Source organism: Bradyrhizobium sp. (assembly GCF_036735945.1).
In the GTDB taxonomy this organism is placed as follows: domain Bacteria; phylum Pseudomonadota; class Alphaproteobacteria; order Rhizobiales; family Xanthobacteraceae; genus Bradyrhizobium.
In genome coordinates, this window is the sequence record NZ_DAINNI010000012.1 from 14330 (window position 1) to 37400 (window position 23071).

General features: G+C 63.5%; 22 protein-coding genes and 1 pseudogene. 17 read left to right on the top strand and 6 right to left on the bottom strand.

What is annotated here, in order from left to right:
• Nucleotides 1-50 precede the first annotated feature (50 nt).
• Nucleotides 51-947, top strand: a complete 897-nt coding sequence (locus tag V7E26_RS06555) for a LysR family transcriptional regulator (RefSeq protein WP_324414624.1) — start codon at nt 51-53, stop codon at nt 945-947.
• On the opposite strand, the gene V7E26_RS06560 is transcribed toward V7E26_RS06555, so the two are convergent.
• Both V7E26_RS06560 and tyrS read right to left on the bottom strand, forming a co-directional pair.
• Nucleotides 944-2191 (bottom strand): MFS transporter, encoded by a 1248-nt coding sequence (locus tag V7E26_RS06560; RefSeq protein WP_324414695.1) that lies wholly within the window; start codon nt 2189-2191, stop codon nt 944-946. The genes V7E26_RS06555 and V7E26_RS06560 overlap by 4 nt on opposite strands.
• Nucleotides 2192-2322: 131 nt before the next feature.
• On the bottom strand, nt 2323-3576 hold the full coding sequence (gene tyrS / locus V7E26_RS06565; protein ID WP_324414625.1) for a tyrosine--tRNA ligase: 1254 nt from the start codon (nt 3574-3576) through the stop codon (nt 2323-2325).
• 177 nt (nt 3577-3753) lie between these two features.
• Between tyrS and V7E26_RS06570 the strand changes: the two genes are divergently transcribed.
• Nucleotides 3754-4854: an anhydro-N-acetylmuramic acid kinase gene (locus V7E26_RS06570; protein ID WP_324414626.1), complete on the top strand. Its 1101-nt coding sequence runs from the start codon at nt 3754-3756 to the stop codon at nt 4852-4854.
• Between the two features lie 176 nt (nt 4855-5030).
• Nucleotides 5031-5711 carry a glutathione S-transferase family protein gene (locus V7E26_RS06575; RefSeq protein ID WP_324414627.1) on the top strand — a complete coding sequence of 227 codons (681 nt, stop codon included), beginning with the start codon at nt 5031-5033 and terminating at the stop codon, nt 5709-5711.
• Between the two features lie 123 nt (nt 5712-5834).
• Here V7E26_RS06575 and V7E26_RS06580 read toward each other — a convergent pair whose 3' ends face one another.
• Nucleotides 5835-6482, bottom strand: a complete 648-nt coding sequence (locus V7E26_RS06580) for an alpha/beta hydrolase (RefSeq protein WP_025589847.1) — start codon at nt 6480-6482, stop codon at nt 5835-5837.
• A gap of 275 nt (nt 6483-6757) precedes the next feature.
• On the opposite strand from V7E26_RS06580, the gene V7E26_RS06585 reads away from it, so the two are divergent.
• The 8 genes from V7E26_RS06585 to V7E26_RS06620 all read left to right on the top strand — a co-directional run bounded on the left by V7E26_RS06585 (nt 6758) and on the right by V7E26_RS06620 (nt 14268).
• Nucleotides 6758-7909 (top strand): cysteine desulfurase family protein, encoded by a 1152-nt coding sequence (locus tag V7E26_RS06585; RefSeq protein WP_324414628.1) that lies wholly within the window; start codon nt 6758-6760, stop codon nt 7907-7909.
• 90 nt (nt 7910-7999) lie between these two features.
• Entirely contained in the window at nt 8000-9481 is a 1482-nt protein-coding gene (sufB, locus tag V7E26_RS06590; RefSeq protein WP_324414629.1) for a Fe-S cluster assembly protein SufB, read from the top strand.
• Between the two features lie 126 nt (nt 9482-9607).
• Complete coding sequence (gene sufC / locus V7E26_RS06595; protein WP_324414630.1) at nt 9608-10360, top strand: Fe-S cluster assembly ATPase SufC; 753 nt, start codon at nt 9608-9610, stop codon at nt 10358-10360.
• 17 nt (nt 10361-10377) lie between these two features.
• Entirely contained in the window at nt 10378-11703 is a 1326-nt protein-coding gene (sufD, locus tag V7E26_RS06600) for a Fe-S cluster assembly protein SufD (protein WP_324414631.1), read from the top strand.
• The gene (locus tag V7E26_RS06605) at nt 11700-12947 is read left to right on the top strand and encodes a cysteine desulfurase (protein WP_324414632.1); all 1248 of its coding nucleotides are present in this window, start codon (nt 11700-11702) and stop codon (nt 12945-12947) included. The genes sufD and V7E26_RS06605 overlap by 4 nt, the downstream gene beginning before the upstream one ends.
• Complete coding sequence (locus tag V7E26_RS06610; RefSeq protein ID WP_324414633.1) at nt 12944-13315, top strand: SUF system Fe-S cluster assembly protein; 372 nt, start codon at nt 12944-12946, stop codon at nt 13313-13315. The genes V7E26_RS06605 and V7E26_RS06610 overlap by 4 nt, the downstream gene beginning before the upstream one ends.
• A gap of 97 nt (nt 13316-13412) precedes the next feature.
• Nucleotides 13413-13799, top strand: a complete 387-nt coding sequence (locus V7E26_RS06615; RefSeq protein ID WP_324414634.1) for a HesB/IscA family protein — start codon at nt 13413-13415, stop codon at nt 13797-13799.
• Between the two features lie 28 nt (nt 13800-13827).
• Complete coding sequence (locus V7E26_RS06620; RefSeq protein WP_324414635.1) at nt 13828-14268, top strand: TfoX/Sxy family protein; 441 nt, start codon at nt 13828-13830, stop codon at nt 14266-14268.
• Nucleotides 14269-14272: 4 nt separating this feature from the next.
• Here V7E26_RS06620 and V7E26_RS06625 read toward each other — a convergent pair whose 3' ends face one another.
• Nucleotides 14273-15340, bottom strand: a complete 1068-nt coding sequence (locus tag V7E26_RS06625; RefSeq protein ID WP_324414696.1) for a GGDEF domain-containing protein — start codon at nt 15338-15340, stop codon at nt 14273-14275.
• Between the two features lie 138 nt (nt 15341-15478).
• Complete coding sequence (locus V7E26_RS06630) at nt 15479-16996, bottom strand: DEAD/DEAH box helicase (RefSeq protein WP_324414636.1); 1518 nt, start codon at nt 16994-16996, stop codon at nt 15479-15481.
• 414 nt (nt 16997-17410) lie between these two features.
• Between V7E26_RS06630 and V7E26_RS06635 the strand changes: the two genes are divergently transcribed.
• The 5 genes from V7E26_RS06635 to V7E26_RS06655 all read left to right on the top strand — a co-directional run bounded on the left by V7E26_RS06635 (nt 17411) and on the right by V7E26_RS06655 (nt 22413).
• A complete protein-coding gene (locus tag V7E26_RS06635; protein WP_324414637.1) occupies nt 17411-18910 on the top strand; it encodes a caspase family protein in 1500 nt (499 codons plus the stop codon).
• 215 nt (nt 18911-19125) lie between these two features.
• Nucleotides 19126-20037 (top strand): ABC transporter substrate-binding protein, encoded by a 912-nt coding sequence (locus V7E26_RS06640; RefSeq protein WP_324414638.1) that lies wholly within the window; start codon nt 19126-19128, stop codon nt 20035-20037.
• Between the two features lie 87 nt (nt 20038-20124).
• Nucleotides 20125-20436 carry an aldolase/citrate lyase family protein gene (locus V7E26_RS06645; protein WP_324414639.1) on the top strand — a complete coding sequence of 104 codons (312 nt, stop codon included), beginning with the start codon at nt 20125-20127 and terminating at the stop codon, nt 20434-20436.
• 62 nt (nt 20437-20498) lie between these two features.
• Nucleotides 20499-21266, top strand: coding sequence for an alpha/beta fold hydrolase (locus tag V7E26_RS06650; RefSeq protein ID WP_324414640.1), 768 nt, complete (start codon nt 20499-20501; stop codon nt 21264-21266).
• A gap of 169 nt (nt 21267-21435) precedes the next feature.
• Nucleotides 21436-22413 (top strand): Bug family tripartite tricarboxylate transporter substrate binding protein, encoded by a 978-nt coding sequence (locus V7E26_RS06655; RefSeq protein ID WP_324414641.1) that lies wholly within the window; start codon nt 21436-21438, stop codon nt 22411-22413.
• A 32-nt stretch (nt 22414-22445) separates the two neighbouring features.
• Here V7E26_RS06655 and V7E26_RS06660 read toward each other — a convergent pair.
• Nucleotides 22446-22526: pseudogene (locus V7E26_RS06660) on the bottom strand (IS5/IS1182 family transposase); the annotation flags it as partial.
• Nucleotides 22527-22550: 24 nt separating this feature from the next.
• On the opposite strand from V7E26_RS06660, the gene V7E26_RS06665 reads away from it, so the two are divergent.
• Nucleotides 22551-23054 (top strand): methyltransferase family protein, encoded by a 504-nt coding sequence (locus V7E26_RS06665; RefSeq protein WP_324414642.1) that lies wholly within the window; start codon nt 22551-22553, stop codon nt 23052-23054.
• Nucleotides 23055-23071: the final 17 nt, after the last annotated feature.

Here is a 23071-nt window from a genome sequence, read left to right on the forward strand (position 1 = left end):
ACAAACGATCAGTTCTGCGGGCAGGCATAAGAAAAACTAGGGCCAGAACAATGCGGCGCCGGACGAAGCTTTCGCACCTTCCGCTCAATGCGCTGCGGGCGTTCGAAGCGACGGCGCGCCATCTCAGTTTCACGCGCGCCGGCCTGGAGCTTCGCGTCACGCAGGCCGCCGTCAGCCAGCACGTGAAGGGTCTGGAAGACCGGCTTGGCGTACAGTTGTTTCGCCGGTTGCCGCGCGGCGTCGCGCTCACGGATGAAGGGCAGTTGCTGCTGCCGAGCATTGTCGAGGCCTTCGGGCGGCTGAGCGAAACGCTCAACCGTTTTGAGGACGGCCGCTATCAGGACGTCATCTCGGTCGGCGTGGTCGGCACGTTTGCGTCAGGATGGCTGCTGCCGCGGCTCGACGCCTTTCGCAAGGCCTGTCCGCGGATCGACCTGCGCCTGTTCACCAACAACAACCGCATCGATATCGCCGGCGAAGGCCTCGATTACGCGATCCGGTTCGGCGATGGGCTCTGGCACGGCACCGAGGCAACCCATCTGATGGGCGCGCCGTTTGCCCCGTTCTGCGCGCCTTCGCTGGCGCGCCGGCTGACCCGGCCAGCCGATCTCAAGCGCGAGGTGCTGCTGCGTTCCTATCGCCAGGATGAATGGCCGAGATGGTTCGCGGCGGCCGGCCTGCAGAGTCCGGTGCTCAAGGGAATGGTGTTCGATTCATCCGTCACGATCGCCAGCGTGGCGGCCCGCGGCTTTGGCGTGGCGCTGTTGCCGGCCGCGCTGTTTCAGGACGAGGTCGACCAGCGGCGGCTGGCGCGTCCGTTCAAGATCGAGGTCGCGCTCGGCGATTACTGGATCACGTCGCTGCACTCCCGCCAACCGTCAGCGGCGATGCTCTCGTTCAAGAACTGGCTGCTCGAAACCATCGGCGCGCAAGAGCAAAGCAGCTAGCGCCTGAGCGCCGGCACTACGAGAAACGGGATCAACCCCAGCACCACGGCGACCAGCGCGAACGCGATCACGGGGTTGTAGCTGTGGGTCCAGTCGTGGATCAGGCCGCCGGCCCAGGCGCCGAGGCCCGAGCCGAGGCCGCTGCCGATCGAGATCGTGCCGAAGATGGTGCCGACGCGCTCGCCACGGAAGATCTTCATGGCGGTCGCGGTGATCAAAGGTCCGCGCGAGCCGATCATGCTGCCGAAGCTGACGACGAAGGCTGCGAGCAGCCAGTAGTTCGGATAGTACTGCAGCAGCCAGAGCAGGATGATGCCGAGAATCGAAATGGCGTAGCTGACCAGCACCGATGGCCGCCGCCCGATCATCGCGTCGAGCTGGGTTACGCCGAGCATGCCGAACAGCAGCACGACACCGGAAAAGCCCCAGGCGGTCGCAGCCTGCAAAGGCGGGAAGCCGGCGTCGATCAGGTAGGCGACGATCTGCGCCGAGATGGCGTACATGCCGACGGCGGTGAAGAAGAAGGTCGAGAACAGCGCCCAGAACGCGTGGTGGCGCATCGCGCTCGCAAGCGTCCAGACGCCGTCGACGAATTCGGGATTGGCCTTCCGGCTTACGTGCGGCGAGCCCGTTGCGAACAGGCGCCACGGCAGCAGCACCAGCGGCACCAACAGACTCAGCGCAACGGTGCCGAAAATCTGGTGGGCGCCGCGCCAGCCGACTTGATCGATCAGAAGCTGCGAGGCCGGCAGCACCAGCAGCACGCCTGCGCCGGTCGCGGAATAGACGATCGCCATCGCGGTCGGCAGGCGCGGGCCGAACCAGCGGCCGAGCAGGATCGTGTTCGGCACGTTGCCGATGAAGGCGATGCCGATGCCGACGCACAGTCCGATGCTGAGCTGCAACTGCCACAGCGACTGCGCACGGGAGGCGACCAGAAAGGAGCCGCCGAGCAAGAGCAGTCCGAGCGAATAGACCGTGCGGGGGCCGTAGCGGTCGAACAGTCGCCCGACCACCGGGGCCATCAGCCCGCCGGCGAGCCAGGTCAGCGAATAGACCGAGACCGCCTCCGCCCGGTCCCAGCCGAATGCTTCCGAAATCGGCTTCAGGAAGACCGTGAAGCTTTCGCCGAGGCCGCGGCCGAGCAGCGCGAGCGTAAAGCACAGCGCCAGCACGTTGAGCGCAACCCGCTCCGGCTTGAGCGGCCTGGTCGACGCGTCTCCCTCTGGCGCCTTCTTGTCCATGGCCATGCAGGGAGCGCGTTTCCGCGGTTCCCCGCAAGCATCAAAAAGCGAATGCGCCTATGCGCTTGGAAGATTCTCTGTTTGAGCATGATCTTTTCGGAAAACCGGTGCCCACTTTTCCGGATCGTGCTCTAAGCAGGTTTCACCAGGACGTGCTTTTTCTTTCCCATGGAAAGTTTGATGACGCCTTCCGGCGTGAGGTTGGACGGCGTCAGCACCATCTTCTCGTCGGTCACGGCCGCATCGTTGACGCGGAGCCCGCCGCCCTTGATCTGGCGCCGTGCCTCGCCGTTCGACGCCACGAGACCCGCCTTGACGAACAGGGCAACTACGCCCGCGCCAGATTCGAGCTCGCCGCGCGAAACTTCGACAGTGGGCAGGTTCTCGGCGATCGCGCCTTGCTCGAAGGTTTGACGCGCAGTCTCGGCGGCGGTGTTGGCGGCCTCGCGGCCGTGCAGCAGCGCGGTCGCTTCCGTCGCCAGCACCTTCTTGGCCTCGTTGATCTCGCCGCCCTTGAGCGCCGCCAGTTTCGCGATCTCGTCCATCGGCAGGATCGTGAACAGCTTGAGGAACTTGATGACGTCGTCGTCCTCGGCGTTGCGCCAGTATTGCCAGAAGTCGTAAGGCGAGAACTGGTCGGCGTTGAGCCACACCGCGCCCTGCGCGGTCTTGCCCATCTTGGCGCCCGAGGCCGTGGTCAGCAGCGGCGTGGTCAGCGCGAACAATTGCGGCGTACCCATGCGGCGGCCGAGATCGACGCCGTTGACGATGTTGCCCCATTGGTCGGAGCCGCCCATCTGCAGGCGGCAGCCGGTGCGCTTCGCCAGTTCGACGAAGTCATAGGCCTGGCAGACCATGTAGTTGAACTCGATGAAGCTCATCTCCTGCTCGCGCTCGAGCCGGAGGCGCACCGAATCCATCGTCAGCATGCGGTTGACCGAGAAATGCCGGCCGATGTCGCGCAGCATTTCGATCCAGTTCAGCTTGGTCAGCCATTCGGCGTTGTCGAGCATGATCGCATCGCTCGCCCCGTTGCCGTACCGCAGCACCTTGGCGAATACGCCGCGGATCGAGGCCTTGTTGGCCTCGATTTCCTCGACGGTGCGGATCGCCCGCGTCTCGTCCTTGCCCGAGGGGTCGCCGACCATGGTGGTGCCGCCGCCCATCAGCGTGATCGGCTTGTTGCCGCTCTGCTGCAGCCAGTGCAGCATCATCATGGTGAGGTAGTTGCCGATATGCAGCGAGGGCGCCGTGCAGTCGTAGCCGACATAGGCGGTCGCCTGGCCCTTGGCGGCGAGCGCGTCCAGCCCCTCGAAATCGGAGCATTGGTGGATGAAGCCGCGTTCCTGTAAAATGTTCAGGAAATCTGATTTAAATGCGGTCATTGGCGGGCTGCTCTGATCATTCTATTTTCACTGTAATTGTAACTGTTCGCGGGAACCATGGTGGAACAGGCTGCCGACGGCCGGGCGCTGTGGCATTATAAGATGTCCGTGTTTGGCACAAGCTGATCGTCGTCGGCGGGACGGTTCGAGCAGGGCGTTGCAGAGGCACGTATTGCGATGATGTTGACCGCACTTGGTCTGATGAGCGGCACCTCGCTCGACGGGGTCGATGTCGCTTTGATCGAGACCGACGGCCGCCGGGTGAATGCCCTCGGACCGTCCGGCTACCGGCCCTATACCGATGCGGAGCGCGGCCTGCTGCGGCAGGCGCTCTACGAGGCCTCCGATCTGCCCGACCGCGCGGCGCGGCCCGGCTGCCTGCGGGAGGCCGAGCGGGTGGTCACGTCGGCCCATGCCGAGGCGGTGGCCAACTTTACCGCGCAAAACCGCATGCGTTTCGACGACATCGATATTGTCGGCTTCCACGGCCAGACGGTGCTGCATCGGCCCGAGAAAAAGCTGACCGTCCAGATCGGCGATGCGGCGACGCTCGCCAGGCTGATCCATATCCCCGTCATGCATGATTTCCGCGCCGCCGACGTCGAAGCCGGCGGGCAGGGCGCCCCCTTCGTGCCGGTCTACCACCGCGCGCTCGCCCAATCGCTGGATTGGGAGGGGCCAACCATCGTGGTCAATATCGGCGGGGTCGCCAACATCACCTATATCGACGGCGATACGCTGATTGCCTGCGATACCGGCCCGGGCAATGCTCTGCTCGACGATCACATGCTCCGCCGCCTGAACCAGCGATTCGATACCGAGGGCCGCACCGCGGCGCTCGGCAAGGTCGATGCGGCCTGGATCTCGCGCGCGATGTCGATGCCGTTCTTTTCGCTGCCGCCGCCGAAGTCGCTCGATCGCAACGACTTTGCCGGGCTGAAGCTCGGCGACGTGCCGCCCGAGGACGGCGCGGCGACGCTGACGGCGTTTACGGCAGCCGCGATCGCCCGCGTCGTGCCGCTGCTGCCGAAGGAGCCCAGGAACTGGATCGTGGCCGGCGGCGGCGCGCGCAACCTGACCATGCTGCGGATGCTCAGGGAATGCCTGGCGCCCGCGACCGTCCGGGCCGCCGATACGCTGGGCTGGGCGTCCGACGCCATCGAGGCACAGGCCTTCGGATTTCTGGCGGCGCGCGGTCTGAAGGGCCTGCCGCTCAGCTACCCCGCGACGACAGGCGTGCCGTTTCCGATGACCGGCGGGATGATCGCGCGGCCCTGACGGCAGCGCTCCGGCGGCGGCAGTTTTTCTTCAACGCCTCATGAATTCGATGCCTGCGGTTAGTCGCTCGCCAGGGCATGCACACATTTTGTTGTTCGGCTGAGGGCAGCCGCTCATTGACAGTTTAATGCACTTGCATCTAAAAACATGCATCTGCATTAAGCTGGAGGACCGCCATGGCCGCCGCCCTGAAACTGATCAGCCACAAGCTTTGCCCCTACGTGCAGCGCGCCGTGATCGCGCTGACCGAGAAGGGGATTCCGTTCGAGCGGGTCGACATCGATCTCGCCGACAAGCCGGAATGGTTCCTGAAGATTTCACCGCTCGGCAAGGTGCCGGTGCTGGTCGTGCGGGGCGAGGACGGCACGGAAGCGGCGCTGTTCGAGAGCAACGTGATCTGCGAATACATCGAGGAGACGCAAGGCGTCGACAAGCTGCATCCGCGAGGTGCGCTCGAGCGCGCACAGCATCGCGCGTGGATGGAATTCGGATCGACGATCCTGAGCGAGCTGTGGGGCCTGGAAACAACAGGCGATCCCGCGATCTTCGAGAGCAAGCGGCGGGCGGTTGCCGTGAAATTCGCCCGCGTCGAGCAGGCCCTCGGCGCGGGGCCATACTTCGGCGGCGAAAAATTTAGCCTGGTGGATGCGGTGTTCGCGCCGATCTTCCGCTATTTCGACGTGTTCGATGAGCTGATCGATCTCACCGTCTTCGCCGATACGCCGAAGGTGCGGGCCTGGCGAAAGGCGCTCGCGCAGCGGCCGAGCGTGCGCACGGCGGTAGGGCCGGACTATCCGCAACTGCTGCACGCGTTCCTGGTGCGCCATGACGCGCATATGCTGAAGCTGGCGGCGTAGGCTACGTAGCTGATTATCTGTAGCCCGGATGGAGCGAAGCGCAATCCGGGGCCGATGTTTCCCGCGGAGAGAATTCCCGGATTTCGCTTTCGCTCCATCCAGGCTACGAATCTCGAGTCGATGTCAGCGGACGTTGGCGAGCCGCATGTCGAGATAGCCGGTCACCGTCTCCATCAGCGGCTCCAGCTTGCCGTCGAAGAAGTGGTTGGCGCCGGGGATGATCTGCTGATCGATCACGATGCCCTTTTGCGTCTTGAGCTTCTCGACCAGTGTGTTGACGTCCTTCGGCGGCACCACCGCATCCTTCTCGCCGTGGACGATCAGGCCCGAGGACGGGCAGGGCGCCAGGAACGAGAAGTCATAGAGGTTGGCGGGCGGCGCGATCGAGATGAAGCCTTCGACCTCCGGCCGGCGCATCAGGAGCTGCATGCCGATCCAGGCGCCGAACGAGAAGCCTGCGACCCAGCAGGCGCGGGCCTCGGGGTTGATGGTCTGCGCCCAGTCGAGCGCCGAGGCGGCATCCGACAATTCGCCGGTGCCGTGATCGAACGAGCCCTGGCTGCGGCCGACGCCGCGGAAATTGAAGCGAAGCACCGAGAAGCCGCGATGCGCAAACGCGTAGTAGCACTGATAGACGATCTGGTGATTCATCGTGCCGTGAAACTGCGGATGCGGATGCAGGATCATGGCGATCGGCGCGTTCTTCTGCTTGGCCGGATGATAACGGCCTTCGAGACGGCCCGCGGGGCCGGTGAAAATGACTTCAGGCATGGTAATTCCTGGGCAGCGGATTGTGATCCGGCGGAGAGAATGTCATCTGGCGTCGCTGGGCGATGCGCGAACGACGCTCATGTGAACTGGTGCGGCCTTCTAGCATGAGGCAAGGGGCAAAAAGCAAGCATCTTGAACATCTGGAAGGCGGTTCAAGGCGTTAGGCTACGATTGCAGGAGACGGCACGATCCCCAATTGCCATAAGGCGTCCAGCGCTGGAGCGCGGCGAATGGCGCTGCTGGTGATTGACCAACATAGGTAATATTGTACTTCAATGCCTGAAAGGGTTTATCTCGACTGGAACGCGACGACGCCGCTGCGCCCCGAGGCGCGGCAGGCGATGGCGGCTGCATGGGACACGGCCGGCAATCCATCCTCCGTTCATGCCGAGGGGCGTCAGGCGCGGCGGCTGGTCGAGCATGCGCGCGCCGCGGTTGCATCTGCCATCGGCGCCCGTCCGCAGGACGTGGTGTTCACGTCCGGGGGCACCGAAGCCAATGCGCTGGCGCTGACGCCCGGGGTGCGCCGTGGCGCGGGGCCGCCGTTCCAGCGGCTTCTGGTCTCGGCCATCGAGCATCCATCGGTGCTTTCCGGCGGACGATTCTCGCCAGAGGCCATTTCAACCATCGCAGTCACCGGGGCAGGCGTTGTCGACGTCGATCGTTTGCGCGCGTTGCTGGCGGACGGGCCGCCTGCGCTGGTGTCGGTGATGGCGGCCAACAACGAGACCGGTGCCATTCAGCCAATTCGAGAAGTTGCTGACATCGTGCATCAAGCAGGCGGGCTGCTGCACGTCGATGCAATCCAGGCTTTCGGTAAAATGCCGTGTGATATCAGATCGATGGGCGCCGATCTGGTCACGCTTTCTGCGCACAAGATCGGCGGCCCCAAGGGCGTCGGGGCGCTCGTCCCATCCGAGGACATGCATCTCGAGCCGCTGATGCGCGGCGGCGGGCAGGAGCATGGCCGCCGGGCCGGCACCGAGAATGTTGCTGGGATCGCGGGCTTCGGCGCGGCCACCATGGCGGCGATGGCCGCACTGGAGGCAGATGCCGCGCGGCTGGGTTTGCTGCGTGAGCGGCTTGAGAAGGGGCTGATGCAAACCCCTGACATGACCGTCTTTTCGGCCGAGTCTGTGCGGTTGCCCAATACCACTTTGTTCACGATGCCTGGCCTGAAGGCCGAAACCGCCGTGATTGGCTTCGATCTGGCCGGTATTGCGGTATCCTCGGGTTCCGCCTGTTCCTCCGGCAAGGTTCAGGCCTCGCACGTCCTGGCCGCCATGGGGGTGGGCAGCGATCTGGCGCAGGGAGCGGTGCGGCTCAGTCTGGGCTGGTCTACCTCGGAGGCAGAGATAGATTTGGCCCTTCAGGCTTGGCGAAAGCTTGCCGATGCCTTACTTAAGGGACGACGAAACACGGCTTGAACGGTTCTAAGCGTGTTTCGTTGGAAGACTACGAATTCGATTGTTGCGATTGTTCCACCGCGGTCCTTGAAACCGCGAGCGGAGGATGGAATGCCAGCCGTACAAGAGACGGTCGAGCGCGTCAGGCGCATCGACGTCGACCAGTATCGATATGGGTTTGAGACTGTTATCGAGTCCGAGAAGGCGCCCAAGGGGCTCTCGGAAGACACCGTCCGCTTCATCTCCGCCAAGAAGAACGAGCCTGCCTGGATGCTGGAATGGCGTCTGGAGGCCTATCGCCGCTGGCTGACCATGACCGAGCCGACCTGGGCACGCGTCAACTACCCCAAGATCGACTACCAGGATCTCTATTACTACTCGGCGCCAAAGCCGAAGAAGCAGATCGGCTCGCTCGACGAGATCGATCCGGAAATCCTCAAGACTTACGAGAAGCTCGGTATCCCCCTGCGCGAAGTCGAGGTGCTGGAAGGCGTCGTCAATCCGGAAGGCGAGCGCAAGATCGCGGTCGACGCGGTGTTCGACTCGGTTTCGGTTGCGACCACGTTCCAGAAGGAATTGAAGGCCGCCGGCGTGATCTTCATGCCGATCTCGGAAGCCATCCGCGAGCATCCCGAACTGGTGAAGCAGTATCTCGGCTCGGTCGTGCCGACCTCGGACAATTACTTTGCGACGCTGAACTCGGCGGTGTTCTCCGATGGCTCGTTCGTTTACGTGCCGCCGGGCGTGCGCTGCCCGATGGAGTTGTCGACCTATTTCCGCATCAACGAGCGCAACACCGGCCAGTTCGAGCGCACGCTGATCATCGCCGACAAGGGCGCCTATGTCAGCTACCTCGAAGGCTGCACCGCACCGCAGCGCGACGAGAACCAGTTGCACGCCGCCGTGGTTGAACTCGTCGCGCTCGACGATGCCGAGATCAAATATTCGACGGTGCAGAACTGGTATCCCGGCAACTCCGAGGGCGTCGGCGGCATCTACAACTTCGTCACCAAGCGTGGCGACTGCCGCGGCAACCATTCGAAGATCTCCTGGACCCAGGTCGAGACCGGTTCGGCGATCACCTGGAAATATCCGAGCTGCATCCTGCGCGGCGACAATTCGCGCGGCGAATTCTATTCGATCGCGATATCGAACGGTTACCAGCAGGTCGACTCGGGCACCAAGATGATTCATCTCGGCAAGAACACGTCGAGCCGCATCATCTCCAAGGGTATCGCCGCGGGCGTTTCGCAGAACACCTATCGCGGGCTCGTCACGGCACACCGCAAGGCGACCGGCGCGCGCAACTATACCGCCTGCGACTCGCTCCTGATCGGCGACAAGTGCGGAGCGCACACGGTGCCTTACGTCGAAGCAAAGAATTCCTCGGCGACCTTCGAGCACGAAGCGACGACGTCGAAGATTTCCGAGGACGTGCTGTTCTACTGCATCCAGCGCGGACTTTCGCAGGAAGAAGCCGTCGGCCTCGTGGTCAACGGCTTCGTGAAGGACGTGCTGCAGCAACTGCCGATGGAATTCGCGGTTGAGGCGCAGAAGCTGATCTCGATCTCGCTCGAAGGATCGGTGGGATAGCGACCTCATCCCGAGGAGGCCACGTGAGCGGCCGTCTCGAGGGATGAGAGAAAAGATTGTGGGCCACGTCCTTCGAGACGCGCCTGAAGGCGCTCCTCAGGACGAGGATTAAGAACGGAAAACGACATGTCATTGCTAGAAGTGAAAGATCTGAAGGTCCGAGTCGAGGAGCGCGAAATTCTCCACGGACTTACGCTGACGGTGAACCCGGGCGAAGTGCATGCGATCATGGGGCCGAACGGCTCCGGCAAGTCGACGCTCAGCCACGTCATTGCCGGCAAGCCGGGCTATGAAGTCACCGACGGCCAGATCCTGTTCAGGGGCGAGGACCTTCTTGAGATGGCGCCGGACGAGCGCGCCGCCAAGGGCGTGTTCCTGGCGTTCCAGTATCCGGTCGAAATTCCCGGCGTCGCCACCATGAATTTCCTGCGCACCGCGCTGAACGCGCAGCGCAAGGCGCGCGGCGAGAGCGAATTTTCCACGCCGGACTTTTTGAAGAAAGTCCGTGCGGTCGCCAAGTCGCTCAACATTCCGCAGGACATGCTGAAGCGCGGCGTCAATGTCGGCTTCTCCGGCGGCGAGAAGAAGCGCAACGAGATCCTGCAAATGGCGTTGTTCGAGCCGGCCGTCTGCATTCTCGACGAAATGGATTCCGGTCTCGACATCGACGCGCTCAGGATCGCCGCTGACGGCGTCAATGCGCTGCGCTCGCCCGAGCGCGCCATGGTGGTGATCACGCACTACCAGCGGCTCCTCAACTACATCGTGCCTGACTTCGTGCACGTGATGTCGAAGGGCAGGGTCGTCAAAAGCGGCGGCAAGGATCTGGCGCTGGAGCTCGAGGCCTCCGGCTACGCCCAGTTCGAAGACGCAGCCTGACGCAGAGCGGATTTGTGATGAACCTGGTTTTGGCAAAGAACGAGACGGGACGCGCGCTGAGCGACAGCTTCGCAATCGCGCGCGACCGGCTGCCCGGCGCCGGCAAGGTGGCCGGGGCGCGAAGCGCCGCCTTCGAGGCTTACGAACGCGTCGGTCTGCCGCATCGGCGTATCGAAGAGTGGAAATATACCGATCTGCGCGCCCTGATGCGCGAGGTGCTGCCGCTGGCGGCGGCGCCGGACGCCGCTGCGCTGAAACGAGCCGCCACAGCCGTGAAACTGCAGGCGATCAAGGGCGCGCGTCCGCTCGTGCTGGTGGACGGTGTGTTCGTGCCGAAGCTTTCCGAAGTCGGTGGCCTGGAGAAGGGCCTTACTGTCCGCACGTTGCGCGATGTGCTGGAAGCCGGCGACGCGGCGCTGCTGGCGCAACTCCTCACGCCCGACAACGACAATCCGATGGTGGCGCTCAACACCGCGATGATGACCGACGGCATAGTGATCGATATCGCCGACGGTGTCGTGCTGAAGCAGCCGCTGCAGATCATTCATGTCGCCGGCGGGCCTGCGCCGGCGGCGATGTTCACGCGCTCGCTGCTGCGCCTCGGCAAGGATGCCGGTGTGACGCTGGTCGAAAGCTACATGGCGGCTGATGGCGCCAGGACCTATCAGGCTCATGACTCGCTGGTTCTCGCGATCGGCGACAATTCGCGGCTCGATCATGTCAGGCTGGTCGAGGACAGCCGGGAGGCCTTCAACATCTGTTCGGCCGTCGTCACGCTGGGTGCGCATGCGCATTACAACACGTTCGGCATGACCTCGGGCGCTGCCGTCAGCCGCTACCAGGCGACGATTACGTTTGCCGGAGAGCACTCCCGGGTCGAGACCAACGGCGTCAACCTGCTCAACGGCCGCCAACACGCCGACACCACGCTGTTCATGGATCACGCGGTGCCGCATTGCGCGAGCCGCGAGGTGTTCCGCGCCGTTGCCGACGACCGCGCCCATTCGGTGTTCCAGGGCCGCATCATCGTGCGTCCCGACGCGCAGAAGACCGACGCCAAGATGATGACGCGGGCGTTGCTGTTGTCCGACGACGCCGAGGCTGACAACAAGCCGGAGCTCGAGATTTTCGCCGACGACGTCACCTGCGGCCACGGCGCGACCACCGGCGCGCTCGACGACAGTCTTCTGTTCTATCTGCGCGCCCGCGGCCTTCCCGAGAAGGATGCCCAGGCGCTGCTGATTCAGGCGTTCGTGGGCGAGGCGATCGAATCCATCGTCAACGATGATCTGCGCGAACTCGCAATGGCAGCCACGCAGCGCTGGCTGGAGGCACGGTCATGAGCCAGCATCCGGCGGTCAAGAACGGAGCCTATGACGTCTACCGCGTGCGCGAGGATTTCCCCGCGCTCGCCATGAAGGTCTATGGCAAGCCGCTGGTCTATCTCGACAACGCGGCTTCGGCCCAGAAGCCGACCGCCGTGCTCGACCGCATGACGGAGGCTTACAAGAGCGAGTATGCCAACGTGCATCGCGGGCTGCATTACCTCGCCAACGCCGCGACCGAAGCCTATGAGGGCGGCCGCGCCAAGGTGGCGAAATTCCTCAACGCCGGCCGTACCGAGGAGATCATCTTCACCCGCAACGCCACGGAAGCGATCAACCTCGTGGCGTCGTCCTGGGGCGAGCCCAACATCGAGGCGGGCGATGAGATCGTGATCTCCATCATGGAGCATCACTCCAACATCGTTCCCTGGCACTTCCTCCGGGAGCGCCACGGCGCCGTGATCAAATGGGCGCCGGTCGATGACGACGGCAATTTCCTGATCGACGAGTTCGAGAAGCTGCTCACCGACCGCACGAAAATCGTCGCCATCACCCAGATGTCGAACGCGCTCGGCACGCTGGTGCCGGTCAGGGACGTGGTGAAGCTGGCGCATGCGCGCGGCATCCCTGTGCTGGTCGACGGCAGCCAGGCCGCCGTGCATCTGGCGGTCGACGTCCAGGACATCGACGCCGATTTCTACGTCTTCACCGGCCACAAGCTGTACGGCCCGACCGGCATCGGCGTGCTCTATGCCAAGCATGAGCACCTCGTCGCGATGCGTCCCTACAACGGCGGCGGCGAGATGATCCGCGAGGTCAGCAAGGACTGGATCACCTATGGCGATCCGCCGCACAAGTTCGAGGCCGGAACGCCGGCGATCGTGGAATCGATCGGGCTGGGCGCCGCGATCGACTACGTTGCCTCGATCGGCAAGGAACGCATCGCCGCCCACGAGCACGATCTTCTGACCTACGCCCAGGAGCGGCTGCGCGAGATCAATTCGCTGCGCCTGATCGGCACCGCGCGTGGCAAGGGACCGGTGATCTCCTTCGAGATGAAGGGCGCGCATCCCCACGACGTCGCGACCGTGATCGACCGGCAGGGCATCGCGGTGCGCGCCGGTACCCATTGCGTGATGCCGCTTTTAGAGCGGTTCAATGTCACGGCCACCTGCCGGGCCTCGTTCGGCATGTATAATACAAGGGAAGAAGTCGACCACCTGGCACAGGCGCTGATCAAGGCGCGGGATTTGTTCGCATGAGTGATACGGCCGAAGTCAAGTCAGCCAATATGGAAACCAATTCGGCGCTGCCGCCGGAGGAGACCGAGCGCCTCGGCACGGAAATCGTCGCCGCGCTGAAGACGGTGTTCGACCCGGAGATCCCGGCCGATATTTACGAACTCGGCCTGATCTACAAGGTCGATCTCAAGGACGACCGCAGCGTCGACGTCACGATGACGCTGACCACGCCGAACTGCCCGGCGGCCGGCGAACTGCCGACCATGGTGGAGAATGCGATCGCCAGCGTTCCCGGCGTCGGTGTCGTCAGCGTGAACCTGGTCTGGGATCCGGCCTGGACCCCGGACCGGATGTCCGACGAGGCGCGCCTCGTGCTGAACATGTGGTGATACCTGGTGTGATTGGGTCCTTCACAGTGGGAATTTCGTTGTTACTTTAATGCCAGGATAGCTCGTCGCCTTGAGGCGGCGCCGGAGATCAACCGCGATGGATATCACCGTCCAGTCCAAGCCGAAGCCCCGGCCCCGGCCCCAGGTCATGAAATTGACCGAGGCTGCGGCCGCGCGGATCACGGAACTGACCAAGCGTGCCGATTCGGAAATCGTCGGCCTGCGCGTCGGCATCAAGAATGGCGGCTGCGCCGGGCAGTCCTATACGGTGGAATATGCCCACGAGATCCGCCCGACCGACGAGGTCGTCGAGGACAGGGGCGTCAAGATCCTGGTCGATCCCAAGGCCGTGCTGTTCCTGCTCGGCACCGAGATGGACTACAAGGCCGACAAGATGCAGGCCCAGTTCATCTTCAACAACCCGAACCAGGTTTCCGCCTGCGGCTGCGGCGAGTCGGTGCAACTGACGCCTGCGAAGGTTTGAGCGGCGGCATCGCCGGGGACGGTGAGCGATGGATCGGGAATTCCTGATCGACCTGTTTGCCGATTTCGGTCCGGTCACCATCCGGAAGATGTTTTCCGGCTACGGTATCTCCGCCGATGGCACCAACTTCGCCCTCTCGCTGCGCGCCGGTCTTTATTTCCGTGCTGACGAACAGACCATTCCGCAATTCGAAGCGGAGGGTTCCAGGCCGTTTCAATATCAGACGCGAACCAAGACGGTCACGGTGAACTCGTATTGGCAGTTGCCGGCGCGCCTGTTCGATGATTCCGAGGAACTGGCCAGTTGGGCGAGGGCGGCCCTGGCAGCCGCGCAGCGTGCGGCGCTGCGCAAGCCGCCGAGGGCACGCAAGGCGAAGCCGAAGGTGTCGATGAAGGCTGCGGCCAAGCCGAAGCGGAAGGCGATCGGAACGGGCGAGGCCCGGCCAACGAAGAAGGCTTCGCGCAGCTAGGCGGTCAAGCAACCTGGCTGCGGGTTTCGTCGGCGTATTCGCGGTCGGTCTCGCAGATCACGCGGTTGCGGCCGTTGCGTTTGGCGGCGTAGAGGCAGGCGTCGGCGCGTTCGATCAGCGAGTCCGTGTCGTCGCCCGGCTTCAGGATGGAGACGCCGGCTGAGATAGTGACACGGCCGAGAATCTCGCCGGTCGATTTCTTCTTCAATTCCTTTGCCATGACCGCGCGGCGGATGTGGTCGGCGACCGTCAGCGCCTGGCGCAAGCCGGTATTCGGCAGCACGACCGCGAACTCCTCGCCGCCGTAGCGGGCGGTGATGTCCTGGCCCTTGATGGTCTGCTTCAGCGACATCGCCACCAGCCGCAGCACCTGGTCGCCGGTGAGATGGCCGTAGGAATCGTTGAACGACTTGAAGTGGTCGATGTCGAACATCATGAGCGACAGCGGCTCGCCGCTTGCCTGCGCGGAGCGCACCGCCATCTCGATCGAACGGTCGAAATATTTGCGATTGCCCAGTCCGGTCAGCGGGTCGGTCAGGCTCTCGGCGCGGATCGCCTCGAGGCTGTGCTGCAGATTGCTGATCTCGGTCTTCGACAGCATCAGCCGGCTTTCCAGCGCCTTGTTGGTTTCCTGCATCTCGCGCGTCGATTTCATCAGGCCATCGATGACGGCCTTGAGCTGATCGCGGCTCCTGGCGTTCTTGAGTTGCTCGTTCGCGCCGCTCAGCCTCGAGTCGTAGCTCGTGGACATCCCGAGCGCCTCGGTGATGAGCGTCATCACGCCGTCGATCTCGCCGATCACGCGCGCGCCGACCTTGTCGATGCGGTCGGAGGCCTTGATGTGGGAGAGATAGGTTTCGTAGATCTGCTCGAGATCGGACTCGCTGAGCTTGCCGCTGCGCGCCAGCGTCTCGTTGATGATCTTGTTGAGGGCAGCGTTGTATCCGGTCGCGTAGACGTACCAGATTTCGTAGTTGCGCGGGACGGCGGTTTGCCGGAGGGATCTGATCTGGCCTAACGCTACCTCGGCGAACGCCATCGTGCGTTCGTGTTCGTCCAGCAGATTGACCACTGATCCGTCCCCAACAATCATCATGGCGGCGCTGCGCGTTGCCGTGCAGCAAATGACTAAATTATCGCCGCCAAGTTAACGGAGGAGGATGAACGGCCGGTAAACGGTAAACCGTTCCGGCCGTCGGATCGTGTCGCGTCAGACGCGCGCGCGAACGGGCCGCAACAGGAACGCGGGCAGGTGCGAGTGATCGCCGGGCTCGGATTCGACGTCGCGCTGCGCACGTCGCGGTTCGGGCCGGCCGATCGAGGGCACACGCGACGGCTGTGCGGGGGCCGTCGGCGCAACGGCCGCGGCTTCCGCTTGCGGTCTGCCGCCGCGGCTTCCACCCCTGGCATGACGCGGCTCGCGCTCGGCGGACCTGGTATTTTCCTTGGCGTGTTCCTTGACGTGTTCCTTGGCCTGTGCCTTGGCGGGACGCGGTTCGCGTTCACGGCGCTTGCGGCCGCCGCGCGAGCCTTCGCGAGAACCCTCGCGCGCGCGATGCTCACGCGGCCGTTCGCCTTCCTCGGATGAATCCGAGTGCACGGTGTAGTCGCCTTCGGCAGGCGGAATGGTCTTTCCGATCAGCCGTTCGATCGCAGCGATCGACTTGTTGTCGAGCGGGCTGACGATCGAGATCGCGGTGCCGTTACGGCCGGCGCGACCGGTGCGGCCGATGCGGTGCACGTAGTCGTCGGCATGGTGCGGCACGTCGTAATTGAAAACGTGGCTGACGGCAGGAATATCGAGGCCGCGCGCGGCGACGTCGGAGGCCACCAGCAGCGGAATCTCGCCCCTGCGAAACTGATCGAGCGCCGCGGTGCGCGCCGACTGGTCCATGTCGCCATGCAGGGCGCCGACGCTGAAGCCGTGCTTCTGCAGCGACTTGTGAACGATGGCGACCTCGCGCTTGCGGTTGCAGAAGATGATCGCGTTGTTGAGGTCCTTGGCGTCGCGCAACAGGCGGCGCAGCAGTTCGCGCTTCTCGTGCGCCTCGCGTCCGCCGGCGACCTTGAACTGCGATACGCCGGTTGCGGTCGTTGCCGGCTTTGAGACTTCGATCCGTTCCGGATTGTGCAGGAAGGTTTCGCTGATGCGGCTGATTTCCGGCGGCATCGTCGCGGTGAAGAACAGCGTCTGTCGCGTGAACGGCACCAGCTTGCAGATGCGCTCGATGTCGGGAATGAAGCCCATGTCGAGCATGCGGTCGGCTTCGTCGATGACCAGCAGTTCGACGCCGGTGAGCAAGAGACCGCCGCGCTCGGTGTGGTCGAGCAGGCGGCCGGGGGTTGCGATCAGGACGTCGACGCCTCGCGTCAGCTTTGAGTCCTGGTCGCCGAACGAGACGCCGCCGATCAGGAGCGCGACGTTGAGTTTCTGGCCGGCGCCGTATTTGTCGAAATTCTCTTTGACCTGGGCGGCGAGTTCGCGGGTCGGTTCGAGGATCAGGGTGCGGGGCATTCGGGCCCGGGCGCGGCCCTTTTCCAGAAGCGTGAGCATGGGCAGGACGAAGGCGGCGGTCTTGCCGGTGCCGGTCTGGGCGATGCCGAGGACGTCGCGGCGGGCCAGAACGTGCGGAATGGCCTGTTCCTGGATGGGGGTAGGGGTGGTGTAACCGGTGGCCGCAACTGCGGCGAGGACCTTATCGGAAAGGCCGAGATTGGAAAAAGACATTGAGCCTCTAGTCGACACCGCCGTTCGGAATCGAAGGTAAAAAGGCTGTCGCGTTTTGCCCCGAAACGGCGCGCTCTAGGAAGCTGGGGGCTCTGACTTACGCAGACGAGCGGCAAACCAGGGAATCGCTCTTCGATCCAAGGCCGCATTGAGCGCGAACATAGGGTCGAAATGGCCAAAGTCAATCTTTGAACCGGTCCTATAGCTGAAAAACCTTAATGTTTTCGCACAAATAAGGGCAAAAACCGTCATCTGGCCGCCAATTTGGGCGGGCGCCTTGCTATCAATCGGGGCCGTTGAACCGCGGGCATTCGGATGCCGACTATGGCATGAAGCGGCGATGCACGGCCCGGACCAGGACCATTCGTGCGCTTGGGGAATTCGATCTTGGGGAATTCGATCTTGGGGAGTTCGATGAAGGGTTGGCTTTCCAGGTTGCTCGCAGTGACGAGCTTCGCCACGTGCATCGCGGCCTTTGCCGCGCCCGCCTGCGCCGAGAAGCGCGTGGCGCTCGTGGTCGGCAACAATGACTACCGCAACGTGCCCAAGCTGCAGAAGGCGGTCAACGACGCCCGCACCATGGGCGATACGCTGAAGCAGCTCGGCTTCACGGTGATGTTGGCGGAGAACCAGAACCGGCAGGCGTTCAGCCAGACGCTGCTCGCCTTCGACAAGGCGGTCGATGCCGGCGACACCGCGTTCTTCTTCTATGCCGGTCACGGCTTCGAAATCGCCGGCCAGAATTTCCTGTTGCCGACCGACGTTCCGGCGGCGACCGAAGGCCAGGAAGAACTGGTGCGCGACGCCTCTGTTCTCGCCGACCGCATCATCGAGCGGCTGCAGAACCGCAAGGTGCGCACCGCGATCCTGGTGTTCGACGCCTGCCGCAACAATCCGTTCGAGCGTGCCGGTACCCGTGCGGTTGCCGGCGGCGGCGGCCTGGCGCCGATGACGCAATTGCCGGAAGGCGTGTTCTCGATCTTCTCGGCGGGACCGCGGCAGACCGCGCTCGACCGGCTCTCCAATGACGACGCCAATCCCAACTCGGTGTTTACGCGCACCTTCGCCAGGGAGCTGACGCAACCCGGCGCCAACCTCGTCCAGGTCGCGCAGCGTACGCGACGCGTTGTCAGCGAAATGGCGGAGACCGTCCGCCACAAGCAGATCCCGGTCTATTTCGACCAGATGGTCGACGACGTGTTCCTGAACGGCGTGATGAAGGGCCAGCCTGAAGTGTCGGCGAAGCCCGCCGAACCGGCGCAGCAGCTTGCGGCGTTGTCGCCGGTGCAGCGGCTGCCGCCGCAGAAGGAATCGCTGAATGCGCCGATCGCGTCGTTCTCGCGCCATAATGGCGGCTGGACGATCGTGTTCTCGTTTGCGGATCCGACGCTCGGCATTTCCTGGCGACTCGGGGAAGCCGGCGACTTCCGCGAAACCGGCTTCATCGACACGCTCGATCCGCGCACCCGCAAGCGGATGCCGAACCCTTCGATCGAGCTCCCGGCCGATGCGCCGGCCGGCAACATCCAGGTGCGCTATGTCGACACCAATGGCGACCTGCAGGGGCCGTTCCCGATCCGCTTCGACCCCGAGGCCGCGCTGATCCGCGAACAGCGCAAGATCCTCGATATGACCGCGACGAGCTGGCTGTCGTTCCGCGAATTCAACGGCCTTCTGGTCTATTACACCCACCTGATGTCGTATCGCTGCGCGATCCGCGAAGTGCGCGTCGGCATCGACAGCGCGGTGCCCGACAAGGTGCTGAAGATGCCGCCCTGCGATCCCCGCGATCCCAGCGTCATCCCGCACGATGCCAACCCCTATATGAAGCTCGCGCCCACGACCAGGTCGGTGTCGGTCGAACTGACCTATCGCGACGGCAGCGTGTCGGAGATCAAGAGTTTTCGGCGGTAGGGGAGCCACGGGCCTGTCATCCGTCGTCCCGGCTTGACCCGGGACCCGTAGCATCCCCATCGGCTGGCAGATGGGAATGAACTGTGATTAGATCAGCTCGCCGTCCACCCTTAGGGCTGGGGATCGAATTGAGGCGGAGAGATTTCATCGGTGGGCTGGTACTGGCGGCAGTGACCGGCAGCGCAGGCGCGCAACCTTCGACTGGCATGAAGCGCATGGCCGTAGCGCATCCTGCCGGGCGGATTGAGGATATGAAGATCGGCGGAGATAGCTCCTTCACCATTGGCCTTCAGGAACTACAGCGGCTCGGCTTTGTCGAGGGCCGCAACTTGATCATCGAGCGATACACCGCTGCAGGAAACCAAGACCGGTACGCTGAACTCGCACGCGAAGTCGTGAGCACCCAACCGGACTTGATCGCTACGTCAGGCGCTCCCTTGACCCGCGCGTTCATGGCCGCGACTACTACGATCCCTATAGTGAGCGTAACCGGCGATCCGATCCGGCAGAGGTTGGTAACGAATATCGCGCATCCCGGGGGCAACCTTACCGGTGTTAGCGTGGACGCTGGATTTGAACTGTGGGGCAAGCGACTGGAGATGCTAGTCGAGGCGTTGCCTAACCTACGAAGAGTGCTTTTCGTTTCGACGGCGGCAGCATGGGACGGCGCGGGAGGAAAGGCGACGCGCGAGGTGGCTCAGAGGCTCGGAGTGCTCTTGGTGAGGGCCCCCGTAGACACACCCGTTAATGAGGCCACGCTTAGACGCACCTTCGAGACAATCACAGCCATCCACTCCGATGGCATTCTGATTGCATATGAGACTGAGCTCTTCCATCACAGACGGCTCATTGTCGAACTGGTCGGTCAGACTCGCATTCCAGCGATGTATTGCTTACGAGAGCAGGTAGAAGCAGGCGGGCTGATGGCCTATGCAGATGATTTCAAACTAGCACTTCGTCTATCGGCACAACAGCAGGCAGAACTCTTGCGCGGGGGAAAGCCGGGCGAGATGCCCTATCTTCAAGCGACAAAGTACGAGTTGCTGATCAACCTGAGGACCGCCCAACAGCTTCGGCTCGAACTTCCGCCCGCGTTTGTAGCCCGCGCGGACGAGGTGATCGAGTGACTGCTTTCGGCCCTTAGCGGACTTTGAGGTCGGCTCGATGGAAATCTGCATTGTTTGTCTAAGCGGACGTGGCGCAATCTCAGTCAGATGACCGCTAGCGAAAATGTCGAGGCCATCGCTTCGGTCGAGGGCGTCGACGTGGTCTGGCTTGGTCACTACGATCTGACGAACTTCATCGGCATCCCCGGGGAGTTCGACAACCCGAAATTCCACGCCGCCGTCGATCGCCTGGTCCAGGCCTGCAGGAAGCACGGCAAGACGCCAGGTTTTCTCGCCGGCAACGAGCAATGGGCGCGCGATTTTCGCGCCAGGGGCTTTCGCATGATAGCCTACGGCGTTGACACGCTATTGATGCAAACGGCGCTCGCGCACGGCATAAAGCTGCTGCGGGGACCGTGACGAACCAGGACGGAGTGTGAATTGCCACTTGTTCAACGGACTCAGTCGGGGAGAAACTCGCGATGACCATCGTTCTCGTTCACGGAAATCCCGAAACCGAAGCGGTCTGGGACGATCTCGTCCCGCATCTGCGCGAGCAGAATATCGTTCGTCTCTCGCCACCCGGATTTGGATCGGCGATCCCTCCGGGCTTTGATTGCACCGTCGATGCCTATCGCGACTGGCTTGCGGGCGAACTCAGGAAGTTGGTGCAACCGGTCGATCTCATCGGGCACGACTGGGGCGGGGGACATGTGGTCCGCATCGCAATGGAGCATCCGGATCTGATACGATCCTGGACGTCGGATATTCTCGGTGCGTTCGATCCTGATTACGTCTGGCACGACATGGCGCAGGTCTGGCAGAAACCGGAAGCCGGCGAGCAGGCGATCGCGCAGATGGCAGGTGCACCGGCCGAGGCGCGGGTCCAGCGGTTCGAGAGCCTCGGCATGACCTCGGCGATCGCCCGGAAAGTGGTTGCCGGCACAAACCCGGATTTGGGCAGGGCGATCCTTGCGGTTTACAGATCGGCCGCGCAGCCGGTGATGCGAGACTTCGGCGCCGGTTTGTCGCGCGCGGCCGCAAAGCCCGGCCTGGCCGTGATCGCGACGGAGGACCATTACTGCGGCGGTGAGCCGCTCGCGCGTCGTTGCGCCGAGCGCGCGGGCGCAGAGGTCGCTGTCTTGAACGGGGTGGGACATTGGTGGATGTGCCAGCAGCCGAAGCTGGGCGCCGACGCGATCAACACGTTCCTGGCAAAGCTGGACCAGGCGGGCGTCGCGCGGCGGTAACATCCACGTAGCGTCATCAGCTACCATCGCCCAAAGCCGCACGCAGGTCCGCATGGGCCAAGCCGTGACATGCCTCTTTCGCCTCTTCGCAAAACCGGTGTAGCCTGTCCCCGCAGGGCGTCCAGACGGATAGCAAGTCCGCGACATCACGCACTGCGGAGGGCGCGCCATGGAATTTCCCCGTCGCAGATTCCTTCGTCTGGCCGCGGGTGCGGCTGCATTGCCGGCCGTGCCCCGCATGGCGCGGGCGCAAGCCTATCCGTCGCGGCCAGTGCGCATCGTCGTCGGCTTTGCCGCCGGCGGGGCGACCGACATCCAGGCGCGCCTGATGGGGCAGTGGCTGTCGGATCGACTGGGCCAGCAATTCATCGTCGAGAACCGCGCCGGCGCCAGCGGCAACATCGGGACCGAGGCGGTCGCCAGAGCCGCCCCTGACGGCTACACCCTGCTGCAGATCGTGACGCCGCACGCGATCAACGCCGCGCTCTACAGCAATCTGGGTTTCGACTTCATCCGCGACATCGCGCCGGTCGTTTGCGCCGCGCGGCTGGCCTACGTCGTCGCGGTGCATCCCTCGGTCCCCGCCAGGACGATCCCCGAGTTCATCGCCTATGCCAAGGCCAACCCGGGCAAGATCAATTACGGCTCGGCCGGCCCCGGCACGCCACAGAACATTGCCTGCGAACTCTTCAAGATGATGGCCGGGGTCGATCTGGTCCACGTCCCGTATCGCGGCGGCGCGCCTGCAGTGACAGATATGATTGCCGGCCATCTGCAGGTGATCTTCGCGCCGCTGTCGGAATCGGTCCAGCAGATCAAGGCGGGCCAGTTGCGCGCCCTGGCGGTGACGACCGCGGCGCGCCTGGAGGTTTTGCCTGACGTTCCGACGGTGGCGGACTTCGTGCCTGGCTATGAGGCCAGCGGCTTTGCCGGCATTGGAGCACCCAGGAACACGCCGCCGGAAATCATCGATATGCTGAACAAGGAACTCAACGCCGGCCTCGCCGATGCCAAGGTCAAGACCCGGATCGTCGAGCTCGGTGGCACGGTGCTCGGCGGCACGCCCACGGAATTCGGCAAGATCATCGCAGACGCCACCGAAAAATGGGCAAAGGTGATCAAGTTCGCGGGCATCAAGGCCGAATAGGAATTGCGCCAGGGCGTGGACTCATCAGGACGCAGCCAAATTCGGATTGATGCGAGTTTGACGAACGCAAGATAGTTGGCTGCGAGTTTGCCGTATCGGGTCGCGACACGCCGACGGTCGGGTCATGGGAGCGCGCAATGTCGAAAGCAATTGCCGTCCTAGGCTCCGCTCTGTTCTTCGTCATTGCGCCGTTGGTGCTGGCAGGCTTCGTCCCCCGGTGGGTCACGCAGTGGGAATTTCGGCCAGCTTTTTTCGGCGTCGATCTAACCCGCATCCTCGGCGGTATATTGATCCTTGTCGGAGTGCCCGGACTTTTGGATTCATTTGCCCGTTTTGCGCTGGAGGGACTGGGGACGCCCGCCCCGGTCGCGCCGACACAAAAGCTCGTAGTGACTGGCCTTTATCGCTACGTGCGAAATCCGATCTACATCGCGGTCGTCGCAGTCATTTTTGGTCAGGCCCTTTTGTTTGGTGACTGGCGTCTCCTCTGGTACGGCGCGCTACTCTGGCTTTTTTTCCATGTCTTTGTGGTGATGTACGAAGAACCGACGCTCGAGCAAGCATTCGGCACGGAGTACGAGAGCTTTCGGACGAATGTGCCGCGCTGGATTCCGCGGTTGACGCCATGGCGAGCCGCATGAAGGAATCGCTGCAAGCG

Coding starts and splice junctions, on each gene's coding strand:
- V7E26_RS06635 (WP_324414637.1), top strand. CDS start 17,411: ATGAAGGGTTGGCTTTCCAGGTTGCTCGCAGTGACGAGCTTCGCCACG.
- V7E26_RS06630 (WP_324414636.1), bottom strand. CDS start 16,996: ATGTCTTTTTCCAATCTCGGCCTTTCCGATAAGGTCCTCGCCGCAGTT.
- V7E26_RS06575 (WP_324414627.1), top strand. CDS start 5,031: ATGGCCGCCGCCCTGAAACTGATCAGCCACAAGCTTTGCCCCTACGTG.
- V7E26_RS06650 (WP_324414640.1), top strand. CDS start 20,499: ATGACCATCGTTCTCGTTCACGGAAATCCCGAAACCGAAGCGGTCTGG.
- V7E26_RS06580 (WP_025589847.1), bottom strand. CDS start 6,482: ATGCCTGAAGTCATTTTCACCGGCCCCGCGGGCCGTCTCGAAGGCCGT.
- V7E26_RS06585 (WP_324414628.1), top strand. CDS start 6,758: ATGCCTGAAAGGGTTTATCTCGACTGGAACGCGACGACGCCGCTGCGC.
- sufD (WP_324414631.1), top strand. CDS start 10,378: ATGAACCTGGTTTTGGCAAAGAACGAGACGGGACGCGCGCTGAGCGAC.
- V7E26_RS06555 (WP_324414624.1), top strand. CDS start 51: ATGCGGCGCCGGACGAAGCTTTCGCACCTTCCGCTCAATGCGCTGCGG.
- sufC (WP_324414630.1), top strand. CDS start 9,608: ATGTCATTGCTAGAAGTGAAAGATCTGAAGGTCCGAGTCGAGGAGCGC.
- V7E26_RS06610 (WP_324414633.1), top strand. CDS start 12,944: ATGAGTGATACGGCCGAAGTCAAGTCAGCCAATATGGAAACCAATTCG.
- tyrS (WP_324414625.1), bottom strand. CDS start 3,576: ATGACCGCATTTAAATCAGATTTCCTGAACATTTTACAGGAACGCGGC.
- V7E26_RS06605 (WP_324414632.1), top strand. CDS start 11,700: ATGAGCCAGCATCCGGCGGTCAAGAACGGAGCCTATGACGTCTACCGC.
- V7E26_RS06645 (WP_324414639.1), top strand. CDS start 20,125: ATGACCGCTAGCGAAAATGTCGAGGCCATCGCTTCGGTCGAGGGCGTC.
- V7E26_RS06665 (WP_324414642.1), top strand. CDS start 22,551: ATGTCGAAAGCAATTGCCGTCCTAGGCTCCGCTCTGTTCTTCGTCATT.
- V7E26_RS06615 (WP_324414634.1), top strand. CDS start 13,413: ATGGATATCACCGTCCAGTCCAAGCCGAAGCCCCGGCCCCGGCCCCAG.
- V7E26_RS06620 (WP_324414635.1), top strand. CDS start 13,828: ATGGATCGGGAATTCCTGATCGACCTGTTTGCCGATTTCGGTCCGGTC.
- V7E26_RS06570 (WP_324414626.1), top strand. CDS start 3,754: ATGATGTTGACCGCACTTGGTCTGATGAGCGGCACCTCGCTCGACGGG.
- sufB (WP_324414629.1), top strand. CDS start 8,000: ATGCCAGCCGTACAAGAGACGGTCGAGCGCGTCAGGCGCATCGACGTC.
- V7E26_RS06560 (WP_324414695.1), bottom strand. CDS start 2,191: ATGGACAAGAAGGCGCCAGAGGGAGACGCGTCGACCAGGCCGCTCAAG.
- V7E26_RS06640 (WP_324414638.1), top strand. CDS start 19,126: ATGGCCGTAGCGCATCCTGCCGGGCGGATTGAGGATATGAAGATCGGC.
- V7E26_RS06655 (WP_324414641.1), top strand. CDS start 21,436: ATGGAATTTCCCCGTCGCAGATTCCTTCGTCTGGCCGCGGGTGCGGCT.